13 protein-coding genes are annotated in these 16,446 nt (G+C 67.1%); 11 read left to right on the top strand and 2 right to left on the bottom strand.

Annotation, left to right across the window (positions count from 1 at the left end; genetic code table 11):
* The first annotated feature begins 12 nt into the window (after positions 1-12).
* The 8 genes from smpB (at position 13) to IE187_RS01630 (ending at position 9,479) form a co-directional block, all read left to right on the top strand.
* Complete coding sequence (gene smpB / locus IE187_RS01665) at positions 13-495, top strand: SsrA-binding protein SmpB (protein ID WP_010186783.1); 483 nt, start codon at positions 13-15, stop codon at positions 493-495.
* Entirely contained in the window at positions 488-1,072 is a 585-nt protein-coding gene (locus IE187_RS01660; protein WP_189674847.1) for a DUF2062 domain-containing protein, read from the top strand. Before smpB ends, IE187_RS01660 begins: the two co-directional genes overlap by 8 nt.
* Before the next feature lie 58 nt (positions 1,073-1,130).
* Positions 1,131-3,182, top strand: coding sequence for a M13 family metallopeptidase (locus tag IE187_RS01655; RefSeq protein ID WP_189674846.1), 2,052 nt, complete (start codon positions 1,131-1,133; stop codon positions 3,180-3,182).
* 136 nt (positions 3,183-3,318) lie between these two features.
* Positions 3,319-5,724 (top strand): response regulator, encoded by a 2,406-nt coding sequence (locus IE187_RS01650; protein ID WP_189674845.1) that lies wholly within the window; start codon positions 3,319-3,321, stop codon positions 5,722-5,724.
* Between the two features lie 37 nt (positions 5,725-5,761).
* Entirely contained in the window at positions 5,762-6,127 is a 366-nt protein-coding gene (locus IE187_RS01645; protein WP_189674844.1) for a response regulator, read from the top strand.
* 94 nt (positions 6,128-6,221) lie between these two features.
* Positions 6,222-7,232 carry an SDR family oxidoreductase gene (locus tag IE187_RS01640; protein ID WP_189674843.1) on the top strand — a complete coding sequence of 337 codons (1,011 nt, stop codon included), beginning with the start codon at positions 6,222-6,224 and terminating at the stop codon, positions 7,230-7,232.
* A 134-nt stretch (positions 7,233-7,366) separates the two neighbouring features.
* Positions 7,367-8,476 carry a recombinase RecA gene (gene recA / locus IE187_RS01635; RefSeq protein WP_029625358.1) on the top strand — a complete coding sequence of 370 codons (1,110 nt, stop codon included), beginning with the start codon at positions 7,367-7,369 and terminating at the stop codon, positions 8,474-8,476.
* Between the two features lie 370 nt (positions 8,477-8,846).
* On the top strand, positions 8,847-9,479 hold the full coding sequence (locus tag IE187_RS01630; protein ID WP_189674842.1) for a glutathione S-transferase family protein: 633 nt from the start codon (positions 8,847-8,849) through the stop codon (positions 9,477-9,479).
* 144 nt (positions 9,480-9,623) lie between these two features.
* Here IE187_RS01630 and IE187_RS01625 read toward each other — a convergent pair whose 3' ends face one another.
* The gene (locus IE187_RS01625) at positions 9,624-10,931 is read right to left on the bottom strand and encodes a dicarboxylate/amino acid:cation symporter (protein ID WP_189674841.1); all 1,308 of its coding nucleotides are present in this window, start codon (positions 10,929-10,931) and stop codon (positions 9,624-9,626) included.
* 133 nt (positions 10,932-11,064) lie between these two features.
* On the opposite strand from IE187_RS01625, the gene IE187_RS01620 reads away from it, so the two are divergent.
* The 3 genes from IE187_RS01620 to alaS all read left to right on the top strand — a co-directional run bounded on the left by IE187_RS01620 (position 11,065) and on the right by alaS (position 16,094).
* Positions 11,065-12,351, top strand: coding sequence for a M24 family metallopeptidase (locus tag IE187_RS01620; protein WP_189674840.1), 1,287 nt, complete (start codon positions 11,065-11,067; stop codon positions 12,349-12,351).
* Between the two features lie 12 nt (positions 12,352-12,363).
* Positions 12,364-13,353, top strand: a complete 990-nt coding sequence (locus IE187_RS01615) for an alpha/beta hydrolase (RefSeq protein ID WP_229839177.1) — start codon at positions 12,364-12,366, stop codon at positions 13,351-13,353.
* Between the two features lie 62 nt (positions 13,354-13,415).
* On the top strand, positions 13,416-16,094 hold the full coding sequence (gene alaS, locus IE187_RS01610) for an alanine--tRNA ligase (protein WP_189674839.1): 2,679 nt from the start codon (positions 13,416-13,418) through the stop codon (positions 16,092-16,094).
* A 39-nt stretch (positions 16,095-16,133) separates the two neighbouring features.
* On the opposite strand, the gene IE187_RS01605 is transcribed toward alaS, so the two are convergent.
* Positions 16,134-16,406: a hypothetical protein gene (locus IE187_RS01605; RefSeq protein ID WP_189674838.1), complete on the bottom strand. Its 273-nt coding sequence runs from the start codon at positions 16,404-16,406 to the stop codon at positions 16,134-16,136.
* Positions 16,407-16,446: the final 40 nt, after the last annotated feature.

Genomic DNA, 16,446 nt, shown 5'->3' with positions numbered 1-16,446 from the left:
ATCGCGGCTCCCATGGCACGTCCGAAACCCCCGCTCTTCGAAAAGACCAAGATCGTCGCCGAGAACCGACGCGCACGGTACGATTATTACATCGAGACAGTGTACGAAGCGGGAATCGCGCTGACGGGTACCGAGGTGAAGTCGCTGCGCAGCGGCACCGGCTCGATCGCCGAGAGCTATGCCGAGGTGAAGGACGGCGAGGTCTGGCTGATCAATTCGAACGTGCCCGAATTCAGCCACGGCAACCGCTACAACCATGAGCCCAAGCGCGTCCGCAAATTGCTCCTCAAGGAGCGCGAGATCAACAAGATGCATGGCGCGGTCAACCGCGAGGGCATGACGCTCGTGCCGCTGATGGTCTATTTCAACTCGAAGGGTCGCGCCAAGATCGAGCTCGCGCTCGCCAAGGGCAAGAAGGATCACGACAAGCGCGACTCGATCAAAGAGCGCGACTGGAAGCGTGAGCAGGGCCGGATCATGCGCGACCGTGGCTGATCGCGTGGCGCGTGGCGGACCCGTTGCCCGTGCGACGGGCTGGGCGCGCCGTCATGTGCCGACGCGCGACAGTATCGAGGCGAATCGCTTTCTCCGCCCCGTCTCGCACCGCATCCTCGCACCGTCGCTGTGGCGCTTCACGCGCCGCTCGGTGCCGCGCGGCGTCGCGCTCGGGCTGTTCACCGGCATCCTCTTTCCCCTGGCGCACATGCCGCTCGCCGCGCTGACCGCGCTGCCGGTGCGCGCGAACGTGCCCGTGGCGGTCGGCACGACGCTGCTCCACAATCCGCTGACCACCGTCCCGCTGTTCTGGAGCGCGTACGAGATCGGCCATTGGGTGCTGCGGCTCGACCGCGATGTTCCCGGCGCGCCGATCGCGAGCAACGTCGCGGCGAATGCGAGCTGGCTGCACTGGCTGGTGTCGCATGGCGGCCCCGCGACGATCGTCGGGCTGGTGATCCTGGCGATCGGGCTCTCGGTCGCGGGTTACGGCGTGACGAGCCTCGTCTGGCGGCTGCGGATCGCACGGAAATGGCGCGCGCGCGCGCATCGCGGCGGGGCGACAAGAACGATTTGACTGGCCGTGTCATAGCGGTACAACACGCGGCAATACGGTTCAGGAAGGATACATTTGTATGCGGTTTTCGCTCCTTACACTCTCGCTGCTGGCATCGGCCGCTGCGGGGGGCGTAACCTACGCCCAGACGAGCAAGCCCAAGCCCGTCGTTGCGCCGAGCGCAAGCACCGGCGCCGAGATCGGTAGCTTCGGCATCGATACCGCCGGCATGGATAGCGCAGTAAAGCCCGGCGACGATTTCGCCAAATATGCCGGCGGCGCGTGGGAAGCCAAGACGCAGATCCCCGACGACAAGGCGACCTACGGGATGTTCAACGCGCTGGCCGATCGCTCGCTCGAGCGGACGCGCATCATCCTCGACAAGGCGACGCAGACGCCGGGCAACAAGATCGGCGATTTCTACGCGAGCTTCATGGATGAAGCCGCGGTCAACGCGAAGGGCATCGCGCCGATCCAGCCCTGGATCGGCGAGATCAAGGCCGCCAAGGACAAGGCCGCACTCGCGACCGAGATGGCCAAGCTCCAGCAGCGTGGCGTCGGCGGCTTGTTCGGCGTCGGCGTCGGGCAGGACGACAAGGCTCCCGAGAACTATATCGTCCACGTCTATCAGGGCGGCCTCGGTCTCCCCGACCGCGATTATTATCTCAAGGACGACCCCAAGCTCGCCGACACGCGCACCAAATATCAAGCGTATCAGGCAACGATGCTCGGCCTTGCCGGGCAGGACAATGCCGCACAGCGCGCCGCCGCCGTGTTCGCGTTCGAGAAGACGCTCGCCGAGGCGCATTGGGACCGCGTCAAGTCGCGCAACGCCGATCTGACGTACAACAAATATCTCCCTGCCGACTTCGACGGCAAGGCCGCGGGCTTCCCGTGGGCGGCCTATTTCCAGGCGGCCGGGGCTGCCGGCCAGGCGAACTATATCGTCGGGATGCCGAGCGCGATCGCGGGTGAGGCCAAGGCGTTCGCCGATGCCCCCGTGCAGGTCGTCCAGGACTTCCTGATCCTGCGCACGATGCGCTCGTATGCGGGGTATCTGTCCAAGCCGATCAACGATGCCAATTTCGCGTTCTACGGCACCGTGCTGAGCGGCGCGCCGCAGCAGCCGGTGCGCTGGAAGCGCGGCGTCTCGACGGTGTCGGGCGCGCTCGGCGAAGAGATCGGCCAGCAATATGTCGCGGCTTATTTCCCGCCGGCATCGAAGGCGTCGGCCGATCAGCTCGTCAAGAACATCATCTCGGCGATGGGCACGCGGATCGACAAGCTGACCTGGATGGCGCCCGAGACCAAGGTCAAGGCGCACGCCAAGCTCGCCGCTTTCACCCCCAAGATCGGCTATCCGACCAAGTGGCGCGATTACACCGCGGTGCAGGTCAAGCGTGACGATCTCGTCGGCAACGTCGCCGCAGCGAACCAGTTCGAGTATCAGCGCGACCTGCACAAGCTCGGCCAGCCGATCGACCGTACCGAATGGGGCATGACCCCGATGACGGTGAACGCCTATGCCAACCCGCCGATGAACGAGATCGTCTTCCCGGCGGCGATCCTCCAGCCGCCGTTCTTCGACGCGAAGGCCGATCCCGCGGTCAACTATGGCGGCATCGGTGTCGTTATCGGCCACGAGCTCAGCCATCACTTCGACGATCAGGGCCGCAAGTTCGATCCGACCGGCGCCTTGAAGGAATGGTGGACGCCGCAGGACGTCGCGCGCTTCACCGCGATGACCGACCAGCTGGTCAAGCAGTATGACGCGTACGAGCCGCTCCCTGGCCAGCACATCCGCGGCGGGCTGACGCTCGGCGAGAACATGGCCGATCTCGCCGGTCTCGCGCTTGCGTACGACGCCTATCATCGCTCGCTCGGCGGCAAGCCCGCGCCGGTGATCGACGGGCTGACCGGCGACCAGCGCTTCTACCTCGGCTATGCGCAGGTCTGGCGGATCAAGTTCCGCGAGCCCGCGCTGCGCTCGCAGTTGCTGAGCGATCCGCATTCGCCGGGTCCGTTCCGCACGATGGAAGTGCGCAACGTCGACGCCTGGTACGCCGCATTCGGGGTAAAGCCTGGCGACAAGATGTACCTCGCGCCTGCCGAGCGCGTGAAGGTCTGGTAAAATGCCTGGAGGCCCCGGCGCAGCGCGCTGGGGCCTCCTTTTCGGTCTTTGAGCGCGGCGCGCCTCGTGACCGATCCGCGGCGCCCCGCCGCTTAAGCCCTTGACGTCAGCCGTGTAGCGCTCACAGCATGACGCGATGGTCCCGCTACCTGCGCCCCCCCACGCCACCGCCACACGCAGCGCCGCTCTGATTGCGCTCGGCTGCGGTCTGGCGGCCGCCTTGGTCATCCTCGGCATTCTCCACAGCCTTGTGATCGCTGCGGCTTTCCTCGCGGCGGCGCTCGTCGTGACAGGCGGGTTGATCGCAGCGCGCCGGCTGTTCCCGGCAACGGCCAGCACCGCGATCGAACCCGATTGGAGCGTCGCGCGCGCGCTCGCGGCAAGCAGCCCCGACGCGATCGCGGTGACCGACCGCGCTGGGCGGCTCGTCTGTGCGAACGACCGCTACGAAGCGCTGTTCGGCGGTTTTCCGACACCGCCCGGCCTGCCGCTCGACGCGGGCGGGGTCGATCGGCTCGGCAGCGCCGGGCGCGCGGCGTGGCGCGATGGCGCGGCGAGCGTCGATCGCCTGGTCGTCAAGGGCGCGGCGCTCTCGGCCGATGTCACGCGCGTCGGCGAGGACGAGAATCTGCTCGTCTGGCGCTTCTTCGCCTCGCAAGGGCTCGATCTCGCCAAGACGATGGAAAACCTCATCGCCGGTGCGACGGGCGACCGGCTCGGCAGCGCCGGGATCATGGCCGCGCTGATCAACCCCGACGGCCGGATCCGCGCCGCCAACCGCGTGCTGCGTTCGCGCGCGATGGGGCAGGAGGACGGCGCGATCATCGGGCGCGATTTCGCGCGTTTCCTCATCACCGACGCGCAAGGCATGGCGCGCTTCGAGCGCGAGGGGCTGACGCGCAATCCGTTGCGCGTGCTGCAGATCCCGTTCCTCGATGGCGAAGACGCGCCGATGCTCGTCGCGCTGATCGACGAGGAGGAGGGGCACGCCGCGATCGGCGAGAGCGCGAGCGCGCATATCCGCAGCCTCGTGTCGCTGATGCCGTTCGGCGTCGCGCTGATCGGCGGCGATGGCCGCTTCCTACAGATGAACGACGCCTTCGCGCGCGCCGCCGCGGTCGATCCGGCGAGCCCGCCGATCTATCCGGGCGATCTGCTGGTGCGCGAGGACAAGGGCGTCGTCGCCGACGCGATCCGCCGCTTTGCAGGCGGCGCGACGCATTCGACCGATCTCGCGGTGCGGCTTAAGGACCATCCCGACGAACCCGTCGCCTTGTCGATCGCGGGTGCGCGAGGCTTGGGCGATTCGGCGGTGCTGCTCAGCCTCAAGGACAATAGCGAGGAAACGCGGCTCAAGCGCGAGGTCGCGCAAGCGACCAAGATGCAGGCGGTCGGCCAGCTCGCCGGCGGCGTCGCGCACGATTTCAACAATATCCTCACCGCGATCATCGGCCACTGCGACTTGATGCTGATGCGCCATTCGCCCGGCGACAGCGATTATGACGACATCCAGCAGATCCGCGCCAATTCGAACCGCGCAGCGAGCCTGACGCGGCAATTGCTCGCTTTCTCGCGCCAGCAGACGCTGCGCCCGCAAGTGCTGCAGCTGCCCGACGTGATTTCCGAAGTCTCGACGCTGCTCAAGCGGCTGCTCGGCGAGACCGTCACGCTGACGGTGAAGCACGGCCGCAACCTCTCGCCGGTGCGCGCCGATCCGGGGCAGCTCGAACAGGTCGTCGTCAACCTCGCGGTCAATGCGCGCGACGCGATGATCGCCAAGGATCCGCGCGGCGTCGGCACGCTGACGATCCAGACCTACGCGGTCACCGCGGCGCAAGTGCGCAAGCTCGGCTCGGACATTCTGCCTGCGGCGGACTATGTCGTGCTCGAAGTGGCCGACACCGGCGGCGGGATCCCGCCCGACATCCTGCCCAAGATCTTCGAGCCGTTCTTCACCACCAAGGAAGTGGGGAAGGGCACCGGGCTCGGGCTGTCGACCGTCTACGGCATCGTCAAGCAATCGGGTGGCTGGATCTTCGCCGATACCGTCAAGAGCGGGCCGAAGGGCACGTCGGGCGCAGTCTTCACGATCTATCTGCCGGTCCACACCGCGGGCGCGCTGGTCGACGCGACGCCGGCCAAGGTGCTCCCGCGCGAAAAGCCCGCCGATCTGTGGGGCAGCGGCACGATTCTGCTGGTCGAGGACGAGGACATGGTCCGCGCCGTCGCCGAACGCGCGCTCGCGCGGCAGGGCTATACCGTGCTCACCGCCGAGCATGGCGAGGCGGCGCTCGAGCTGCTGGCCCGCTGCGATCGCCCCGATCTGCTCATCTCCGACGTCATGATGCCGTTGATGGACGGACCGACGCTCGTCCGCCAGGTGCGCGCGCGCTATCCCGACCTGCCGATCCTGTTCATGTCGGGCTATGCCGAGGAAACGATCCGCAAGTCGATCGATCTCGACAATGTTGCCTTCCTTGCCAAGCCCTTCTCGGTCCAGGAGCTCGCCGAGGCGACGCGCGACGTGCTTCGTGCGAAATGACTTGGCGGACGGCGTTCCAGGACGCTAAAGGCACACAATGAGCGCCCAGAGTATCCTGATCGTCGAAGACGAGCCCCTTATTGCCATGATGATCGAGGATTTCCTCGATGTGCTTGGTAAATCCGTCGCGGGCTCGGCCGATACCGTGGAGGGCGCGGTCGCGATCATCGCGGATGGCGGTGTCGATGCGGCGATCCTCGATGTCAATCTGCGCGGCGGCGAGAAGAGCTTTCCGATCGCCGAAGTGCTTGCGCAAAAGGGTATCCCGTTCGTCTTCGCCACCGGCGGATCGCACGATACCGTCGCCGAGCAGTTCCGCGACCGCCCGACCTTGCCCAAGCCGTTCACGATGGACGGCGTGTCGAAGGCGCTCGATGCGTTGGGCACCGCCAGCGCGGCTTGATTGAGGTTAGCCGAATAAACCCGGCTTGTTTGTGAACCGCGTGCAGACGCCATGAGTTACCCGCTCGACCTTTGATAGCGAGCGAGATCGACCCATGAGCAGCAACGATGAATCCTCCGTTTCCCGCCGGGCCGTCGTGGGCGGTGCTGCGCTCGGCGTCGCGACCGCTGCGACCGGCTCGGCCTTTGCCAAGACGCCAGGAACGCCCGCCGGGGCAGCGCCCGCGGCGGGGCTCAAGGATCCGCGGAGCGGGCCTAAGCCGCCGTTCGAAAAGCAGTCGCAGCCATGGCCCGGCCTGTCGTCGAAGATGACCCCCAAGCCCGACAATGGCGAGCAGAGCTATCGCGGCTCGGGTCGTCTGCTCGGCCGCAAGGCGCTCATCACCGGCGGTGATTCGGGCATGGGTGCGGCAGCTGCGATCGCCTATGCGCGCGAAGGCGCCGACGTCGCGATCAACTATCTCCCCGCCGAGGAGGAGGATGCGCGCGCTGTGGTCGCGTTGATCCGCGAGGCGGGCCGCAAGGCGGTCGCCATCCCCGGCGATCTGCGCAGCGAGGCCTTCTGCCAGAAGCTGGTCGAGACCGCGGTCAAGGAGCTTGGCGGTCTCGACATCCTCGTCAGCAACGCTGCGCGCCAGCAGACCCGCGCCTCGATCCTCGACGTGTCGAGCGAGGATTTCGACGCGACGATGAAGACCAACATCTATGCGCCGTTCTGGATCATCAAGGCCGCGCTGCCGCATCTCAAGCCCGGCTCGGCGATTATCGGCACGACTTCCGAACAGGCGACCGACCCGTCGAAGGATCTCTACGACTATGCGATGACCAAGGCCGCGACGACCAACTACGTCCGCAGCCTGGCGAAGCAGCTCGCCCCGCGCGGCATCCGCGTCAACGGCGTCGCGCCGGGGCCGATCTGGACGCCGCTCCAGGTGTCGGGCGGCGCGACGATGGAAAAGCTCGAAAGCTTCGGCAGCATGACGCCGCTCGGCCGACCCGGCCAGCCCGCCGAGCTCGCCGGAATCTACGTTCTGCTCGCCGAAAACGGCGCCAGCTACACCACCGGCCACGTCTATGGCGCGGCGGGCGGCGGCGGGATGCCATAACCTGCGGTGTTAACCTGTCCTACGACCCTCGGAAAAGCACCGTCGTTCCACACTTGTTCTCACAGAACAAATGCGATACATCGCTGTCACGCATTGAACGCATGAGGCGTTCGGTCTAGCGACGGGAGCTACCAATGGCGGTATCTTTGAAGGTCATCGACAGCAAAATGGCAGCATCCACGGACAAGGCCGCCGAAAAGGCCAAGGACGAACGCGCAAAGGCGCTCGAGGCAGCGCTCGCGCAGATCGATCGCGCGTTCGGCAAGGGCTCGGCGATGAAGCTCGGGTCGAAGCAGACGATGCAGGTCGAGGTGATCTCGACCGGCTCGCTCGGGCTCGACATCGCGCTCGGCGTCGGCGGCTTGCCGCGCGGGCGCGTGATCGAGATCTACGGTCCCGAATCGTCGGGCAAGACGACGCTCGCGCTCCACGTGATCGCCGAAGCGCAGAAGACCGGCGGCACCGCCGCGTTCGTCGACGCCGAACACGCGCTCGATCCCGTCTATGCCAAGAAGCTTGGCGTCAACATCGACGAGCTGATCGTCTCCCAGCCCGACACGGGCGAGCAGGCGCTCGAGATCGTCGACACGCTGGTGCGCTCGAACGCGATCGACGTGCTTGTCGTCGATTCGGTCGCGGCCTTGGTGCCGCGCGCCGAAATCGAGGGCGAGATGGGCGACAGCCATGTCGGCCTGCAGGCGCGCTTGATGTCGCAGAGCTTGCGGAAACTGACCGGCTCGATCAGCCGTTCGCGCTGCATGGTGATCTTCATCAACCAGCTGCGCATGAAGATCGGCGTGATGTACGGCAACCCCGAGACGACGACCGGCGGCAACGCGCTCAAGTTCTACGCCTCGGTCCGCCTCGACATCCGCCGCACCGGGCAGATCAAGGATCGCGACGAGATCATCGGCAACACGACGCGCGTCAAGGTCGTCAAGAACAAGGTCGCGCCGCCGTTCAAGCAGGTCGAATTCGACATCATGTACGGGCAGGGCGTGTCGAAGATCGGTGAGATCCTCGATCTCGGCGTCAAGGCCGGGCTGGTCGAGAAGTCGGGCGCGTGGTTCTCCTACGACAGCGTCCGCATCGGCCAGGGCCGCGAGAATTCGAAGACGTTCCTGAAGGAGCATCCCGAAATGTCCGACCGGCTCGAAGCCTCGATCCGCGCGCGCACCGACAAGGTCGCCGAGGAAATGATGGTCGGCGGCGAGCCCGATGACGGGGACGAGCCCGAGATGTGAGATCCGCTCCGGGCCGGCTTGGTCCGGGGCAGGGAGCGGCGGCGGGGCTCGGCCGCGTTCTTTCTACAGGCGGCTTTGGTTGGTCGTCGCAAAACCGCGAAGGCCCGCCAGCAATGGCGGGTCTTTGCTATGGCGGGCTCGTCAAACGGCAGGCGCTTCACAGGATCAGGCGCCGATCGAAAACTACGCTATCGTCACCCCGGCCTTGTGCCGGGGCCCGCCCCTCCGCCCGAGCAGCGTCCGATGTCGGACCGCCCCATGACGGTCGGGTCGTCGCGACGAGGTAGGCACCACGATGGTGCGACTTTAGTGCGACGTTCCGCGTTGCGCGTTACGATCGGTTGATCCTGTCCACCACCGGAGCGCGCGCATGACCCTCATCGTCCACCATCTCAACAACTCGCGCTCGCAACGCATCCTGTGGATGCTCGAGGAGCTCGGGCTGCCCTATGAGATCAAGCGCTACCAGCGCGACGCCAAGACGATGCTCGCCCCGTCCGAGCTGAAGCGCGTCCATCCGCTCGGCAAGTCGCCGATCCTCGAGGACACCGCCGCGGGGCAGACGCTGGTCGAGACCGGCGCGATCATCGACTATCTGGTCGAATATGCCGACGGGAAGCTCGGGCCGCCCGCGCACCGCGACGACGTGCTGCGCTATCGCCAGTTCCTGCATTATGCCGAGGGGTCGGTGATGCCGCCGTTGCTGTTGCTGCTCGTGCTCAACCGCATCCCGGTGATCGGCGCAACCGCCGCGAAGCGTGTCCAGCCGATGATCGACGTCCATCTCGATTACGTCGAATCCGAACTCGCCAAGCGGCCGTGGTTCGCCGGTGACCAGCTGACCGGCGCCGACATCATGATGAGCTTCCCGCTCGAAGCCGCAAAGAGCCGCGCCGGGCTCGACGACAGCCGCCCAGCGACGATCGCCTGGCTCGACAAGATCCATACCCGCCCGGCCTATCAGGCAGCGCTCGAAAAGGGCGGGCCCTACGCCTACGCGTGAAGACGGGGGCGACCCCCAATACCCGTCACCCCGGGCTCGTCCCGGGGTCCACCGTGATCCCGCTCCTGCCGTCGTAGCACGCGCGGCACGGTAGACCCCGCCACAAGGCCGGGGTGACCGCAGGAAGGAATGGTGCGGTAAGCGCTAAGCCCCATGCGGCGCATGCGGCGGCTCGATCTCCGCCGCCTGCGGCTCGCCGAGCGCGCCCTCCCACTTCGCCACCACCGTCGTTGCCACCGCATTGCCGACGACGTTGGTCGCCGAGCGGCCCATGTCGAGGAACTGGTCGACCGGCAGGATCAGCAGCAACCCCGCCTCGGGGATGCCGAACTGCCCCATCACCGCCGCGATCACGACGAGCGAGGCGCGCGGCACGCCGGCAATCCCCTTCGAAGTGATCATCAGCACGAGCAACATCACGATCTGCGTGCCGAGCGGCAGGTCGATCCCGTAGACGCGCGCGATGAACAGCGTCGCGAAGGTCATGTACATCATCGACCCGTCGAGGTTGAACGAATACCCCAGCGGCAGGACGAAGCTCGAGATCCGCCGCGGCACGCCAAAGCGGTCGAGCGCCTCGAGCGTGCGCGGATACGCCGCCTCGGACGACGCGGTCGAAAACGCCAGCAGGATCGGCTCGCGGATATAGCGCGCGAGACCGAAGGCGCGCGGCCCGATGAAGACGAACGCCGCGCCGAACAGCAGCAGCCACAGTGTCGCCAGCCCCAGATAGAAGCCCCCGACGAACAGCCCGAGCGACCACAAGATCCCGAGCCCATTCACCGTGATCGTCGCAGTGATCGCCGCGAACACCGCAATCGGCGCGCAGCGCATCACGTAATCGGTGATCTGCAGCATCATCGCGGCGAGCGCTTCGGCGCCGCGCACGATCGGTTCGCCCTTCTCGCCGATCGCGGTCAGCGCGACGCCGGCGAATACCGAGAACAGCACGATCTGGATGATCTCGTTGGTCGCCATCGCCTCGACGATCGACGAGGGGACGATATGCGTGATGAAGTTGGTAAGGTTGAACGCCTTCTCGTCGAGCCCAACCGAGGCGGCGGGCGGCGGCAGCTTGAAGCCGAAGCCCGTTCCCGGCGCGACCAGGTCGATCACCGCCTCGATCCCGTGGAACAGCAAAAGCCCAAGCGAGAGCGAGACGAGCGAGGCGGTGACGAACCACGCCATCGTGCGCCCACCCACCCGGCCAAGCGCGGCGATGTCGCCCATATGCGCGATCCCGACGACGAGCGTCGAGAAGACAAGAGGTGCGATGATCATCTTGATCAGCCGCAGGAAGATCGTCGTGACGATCGAGAAGCCCGCACCGATGTCCTTCAGCCGCGCGGTCGCGGCGGGGGTGCCGTCGGCGATCTGGAAATGGATCGCCCAGCCGACGATCAACCCGAGCACGAGCCCGATCAGGATATAGCTAGTCAGCCGTTTCGCCACGTGTCGCCCCAATGTCGTCTTTCACGGTCATCAAGGGGAGAATGCGCGCCCGGTCAAGCGCGCACCGCCACGCAAGGCGTTGCGAGCCGCTGGCAGGGCTGGCAGACACGTGCCCGAATTGGGGAGTGCGAGCATGGCCGATCAGAACCGAACCGCGTCGACTTCAGGCAGCCCGATCACCCGTCGCGCGCTCGTCGGCGCCGCCGCGGCGCTCCCCATTCTGTCGACGGCCGTCGTCCGCGCCGCTGCGCCCGACCTTTCGGGCCTGCGCTCGCTGACCACCGCCACCATGCCGATCAGCGCAGCCGAACGCCGCGCCCGGATCGAGCGTGCGCAAGCCCTGATGCGCGCCACCGGCATCGGCGCGGTGCTGATCGAATCGGGCTCGAGCCTGGTCTATTTTACCGGCGTCACCTGGCACCGCAGCGAACGCCTCACCGCGGCGATCCTGCCGGTCGAGGGCGAGCCGTGCATCGTCACGCCGTTCTTCGAGGAACCCTCGGTCCGCCAGACGCTCGGCGTCCCCGCGGAAGTTCGTGTCTGGCAGGAGGACGAGGATCCCGCCAAACTCGTCGCCGGTTTCCTGCGCGACCGTAAGCTTAGCGGTCGGCCGATCGGGATCGAGGAGACGGTGCGCTACTTCGCGGTCGACGGCCTCGCGCATGCGCTGCCGGGCGCGAAGATCGTCAGCGCCAACCCGGTCGTGCGCGGCGTGCGGATGCGCAAGACCGCCGCCGAGATCGCGCTGATGCAGGCGGCGACCGACGTCACCATCGCCGCCTATCGCTGGACCTGGCCACGCGTCGAAAAGGGCATGAAGCCCGCCGACGTGGCCGCGCTGATGAACGCCGCGACGGTGCAGCTCGGCGGCGACCCCGAATTCGCGCTCGTCCTGATCGGCCCCGCCGCCGCCTTCCCGCACGGGAGCCGCGATCCGCAGATCGTCGCCGACGGGCAGATCGTGCTGATGGACTGCGGCTGCGCGGTGCAGGGCTATCAATCCGACGTCTCGCGCACCTTCGTCTACGGCGCGGCGAGCAAGGAGCAGCGCACGGTGTGGGAGCAGGTCCGCACCGGCCAGGCGAAAGCCTTCGCCGCGGCGCAGCTCGGCACACCGGCGGGCGCGGTCGATGATGCGGTTCGCGCCTATTATACGTCGCTCGGCTACGGACCGCGTTACGCGCTCCCGGGCCTGTCGCATCGCACCGGCCACGGCATCGGGCTCGACGGCCACGAGCCGGTCAATCTCGTCCATGGCGAGACGACCAAGCTGATCGAGGGGATGTGCTTCTCCGACGAACCGGGCCTCTATCTGCCGGGCAAGTTCGGCGTGCGGCTCGAGGATTGCTTCCACATGACCCCGAGTGGCCCGAAATGGTTCAGCGTCCCGCCGACCTCGCTTGATGCGCCATTGGGCTAAAGGGGCCACAAGATGATGCCGATGCATCGCGGATTGGCGGCAGGCCTGATCGCCGCGCTCGGGCTGGCAGCGGGAGCGCTCGCATCGAGTACCGCGCCCGCCGAACCCGTCGCGGTCAGGACCGTCGGCGTCTGGCAGCCACCGGCCGGGACGAAGCAAGTCCCGCTCTGGCCGCACGGCGCCCCCGACATGGCTGGCTTCGCGCTGCCGCCCGAGCACCGCGAGACGAGCACCAATCCGCACCGCTTCGAAGGGCGCCCAGTGACGGGCGTGTTCAACGTCTCGACACCGACCCTCACCCTGTTCCGGCCAGGCCGCCCCGGCTCTGGCGCTGCCATGCTGGTCTTCCCCGGCGGCGGTTTTCAGGTGCTGGCGATCGACCTCGAGGGCACGGAGATCTGCGACTGGATGACCGCGAAGGGGATTATCTGCATCCTAGTCAAATACCGCGTGCCTAAGACCGACACCTATGGCGACGGCGATTGCCACTGCCAGGTTACGCCAAAGGTGCTCCGCGCGTTGCAGGATGCGCAGCGTGCGATTCGGACGGTCCGCGCCCGCGCCGCGGAGTTCGGGGTAAACCCCGCCAAGATCGGCGTGATCGGTTTCTCCGCGGGCGGCTACCTCGTCGCGCAAACGAGCAATATCTTCACGCCCGCATATCGCCCAGTCGATGCTATCGACCGTGTCAGCAGCCGACCCGACTTCGCGATCGCCGCCTATCCCGGGCATCTCTGCATGCGCGACACGGGCTTCAACCCAACGATTCGGGTGACGAAACGCACCCCGCCGACCTTCATCGTGCAGAACTGGGATGATCGCACCGACGCGGTCTGCAACAGCACGATGTATGCGCGCGCGCTCGATGCAGCCGGTGTGCCGGCCGAACTGCACCTCTTTGCGAAAGGCGATCACGCTTTCGCGCTGCGTCGCACTGGGCACCCGGTCGACATGTGGCCGTCGCTTGCCGAACGCTGGCTCCACGAGATCGGAATCCTGTGATCGCGCCAAGACCAACCGAGCCCCGCTTGAGCTAAGCCGCGCGCTCGCCTAAGCCACGGCGCATGACCCAGCCTTCGCTCTCGATCCCGGTTTCAACCAACGACATCCGGCGCAGCTTCCTCGACTATTTCGCGGCCAACGGCCACGCCAAGGTCGCCTCGGCGCCGCTCGTGCCGCAGAACGATCCGACGCTGATGTTCGTCAATGCCGGGATGGTGCCGTTCAAGAACGTCTTCACCGGGCTCGAATCGCGGCCCTATGTCACCGCCACCTCGTCGCAGAAGTGCGTGCGCGCCGGCGGCAAGCATAACGACCTCGACAATGTCGGCTACACCGCGCGGCACCACACCTTCTTCGAGATGCTCGGCAATTTCTCGTTCGGCGATTATTTCAAGGAGCGCGCGATCACGCTCGCCTGGAATTTGCTGACCAAGGAATGGGGGATCGACCCCAACCGGCTGACCGTCACCGTCTATCATACCGACGACGAGGCGTTCGACCTGTGGCGCCGCATCGCCGGACTCCCCGAAGAGCGCATCATCCGCATCGCGACCAACGACAATTTCTGGTCGATGGGCGACACCGGGCCGTGCGGGCCCTGCTCGGAGATCTTCTTCGATCATGGCGATCACATCCCCGGCGGTCCTCCCGGCAGCCCCGACGAGGATGGCGATCGCTTCGTCGAGATCTGGAACCTCGTCTTCATGCAGTTCGAGCAATCGGCCGACGGCACGCGCACCGCGCTGCCCAAGCCGTCGATCGATACCGGCATGGGGCTCGAGCGCGTTGCCGCGGTGCTCCAGGGCGTCCACGACAATTATGACACCGATACCTTCAAGGCGCTGATCGGCGCCTCGGTCGCGCAATCGGGCGCGGCGTTGACGCCGAGCACGCAGGCGAGCCACCGCGTCATCGCCGATCACCTCCGCTCGTCGGGCTTTCTCGTCGCCGATGGCGTGCTGCCGTCGAACGAGGGCCGCGGCTATGTGCTGCGTCGGATCATGCGCCGCGCGATGCGCCACGCGCATCTGCTCGGTGCGAAGGAGCCGTTGATGCATCGGCTCGTGCCCGCGCTCGTCGCGGAAATGGGCGCGGCATACCCGGAGCTCGTCCGCGCACAGGCGTCGATCGAATCGACGCTGCTGCAGGAGGAAACGCAGTTCCGCCGCACGCTGGTCAACGGCCTGCGGCTGCTCGACGAAGCGACCGCGAGCATGGAAGCGGGCGCGACGCTGCCTGGCGAGACCGCGTTCAAGCTCTACGACACGTTCGGCTTCCCCTACGATCTGACCGAGGACGCTCTCCGCGCACAGGGCTTCGGCATCGACCGCGCCGGCTTCGACACCGCGATGGCCGAGCAGAAGCGCGCCGCGCGCGCCGCCTGGAAGGGCTCGGGCCAGCGCGCCTCCGACGACGTCTGGTTCGACATCGCCGAGGCGACCGGCAGCACCGAATTCATCGGCTACACCGCCGAAGAAGGAGAGGGCCAGGTCGTCGCGATCGTCAAGGACGGCGCGCGCGTCGAGCGCGCCGTTGCGGGAGAGAGCGTCGAGATCCTGTTCAACCAGACGCCTTTCTACGCCGAGAGCGGCGGTCAGGTCGGCGACACCGGCACGCTCACCGCGCCGGGCGTGGTGGGCCAGGTCGAGGATACGCGGAAGTATCTCGGTCGCCTGTTCGCGCACGCCACCACGATCACGGAAGGCGAGATCGCGGTCGGAGACGCGCTTCACTTGACGATCGACCGCGCGCGCCGCGACCGCATCCGTGCCAACCACAGCGCGACGCATCTGCTGCACGAGGCGCTGCGCCAGCGGCTCGGCCTGCATGTCGCGCAGAAAGGGAGCCTGGTTGCGCCCGAACGCCTGCGCTTCGATTTCTCGCAGCCGAGCGCGATCGATCCGGCCGCGCTCGCCTTGGTCGAGGCCGACGTGAACCATCACATCCGCGGCAATTCGCCCGTCGCGACGCGGCTGATGACGCCCGACGAAGCGATCGAGGAAGGCGCGATGGCGCTGTTCGGCGAAAAGTACGGCGACGAAGTCCGCGTCGTGTCGATGGGGACCGCCAAGGAGGACGGGGTCGACAAGACCTACTCGCTCGAGCTGTGCGGCGGCACGCACGTCCGCGCGCTCGGCGACATCGGCCTGTTCGCGGTAGTCGGTGAAGGCGCCGTGTCGTCGGGTATCCGCCGCGTCGAGGCGCTCACCGGCGAGGCTGCGCGTGCCTATTTCACCGGCCGCGACGAGAAGCTCCGCGAAGCCGCGACCGCGCTCAAATCGTCGCCCGATGAAGTGCCGGCGCGCGTCGCCGCTTTGGTCGAAGATCGCCGTCGCCTCGAGCGCGAGCTCGCCGAGGCCAAGAAGGCGCTCGCGCTCGGCGGTGGGGCAGGGGCGGCGGCCGCTGGTCCCGAGATGATCGGCGACGTCGCGTTCCTCGGACAAGTGGTCGAGGGGCTCGACCCGAAGGGCTTGCGCGGCACGGTCGACGACATGAAACAACGCCTCGGCTCGGGCGTCGCGATGATCGTCGCGGTCAATGACGGTCGCGCCTCGGTCGCGGTCGGCGTCACCGCCGATCTCGTGGCGACGCGCAGCGCGGTCGATCTGCTCAAGATCGCCGTCGCCACGCTCGGCGGTCAGGGCGGCGGCGGTCGCCCGGACATGGCGCAAGGCGGCGGCCCCGATGGCGCCAAGGGTGGCGAGGCGGTCGACGCGGTCAAGGCGGCGCTGGCGGCGTAACGCCAGCCGTCCCGCCCCACCTCCAGCGTCGTCGCGCCCTCAGTCGAGCGTCGTCTGCACGCTCGCCAAGAGCGCGGGCGGGATCTGGTCGGGCAGGGCATCGACCGTCTCGGTCCCGCCTGCGCCAACCCGCGTCAGACGATAGAACAGGTTGGCGTCGACTCGCGCCTGCTCGGCAAAGAGCCGGTCGAGCCCCGCCTGATCGGCCGCCGACAAAGCCGACCAATCCAGCCGGCCGCGCTGATGAACGTGGCTCGCCGGCCCTCCCGCACCAACGAATCCGCCAAAGCCTTCGATCGAAATCTCACGCATCGCGATTGCCTTGGTTGGGAGGGCCGCGGGCCGACCGGGA

The sequence above is a fragment of the Sphingomonas glacialis genome (genome assembly GCF_014653575.1).
GTDB classification, from domain to species: domain Bacteria; phylum Pseudomonadota; class Alphaproteobacteria; order Sphingomonadales; family Sphingomonadaceae; genus Sphingomonas; species Sphingomonas glacialis.
The sequence above is the reverse complement of the archived record's forward strand: the minus strand, read 5'-3'. Positions and strand labels throughout refer to the sequence as shown.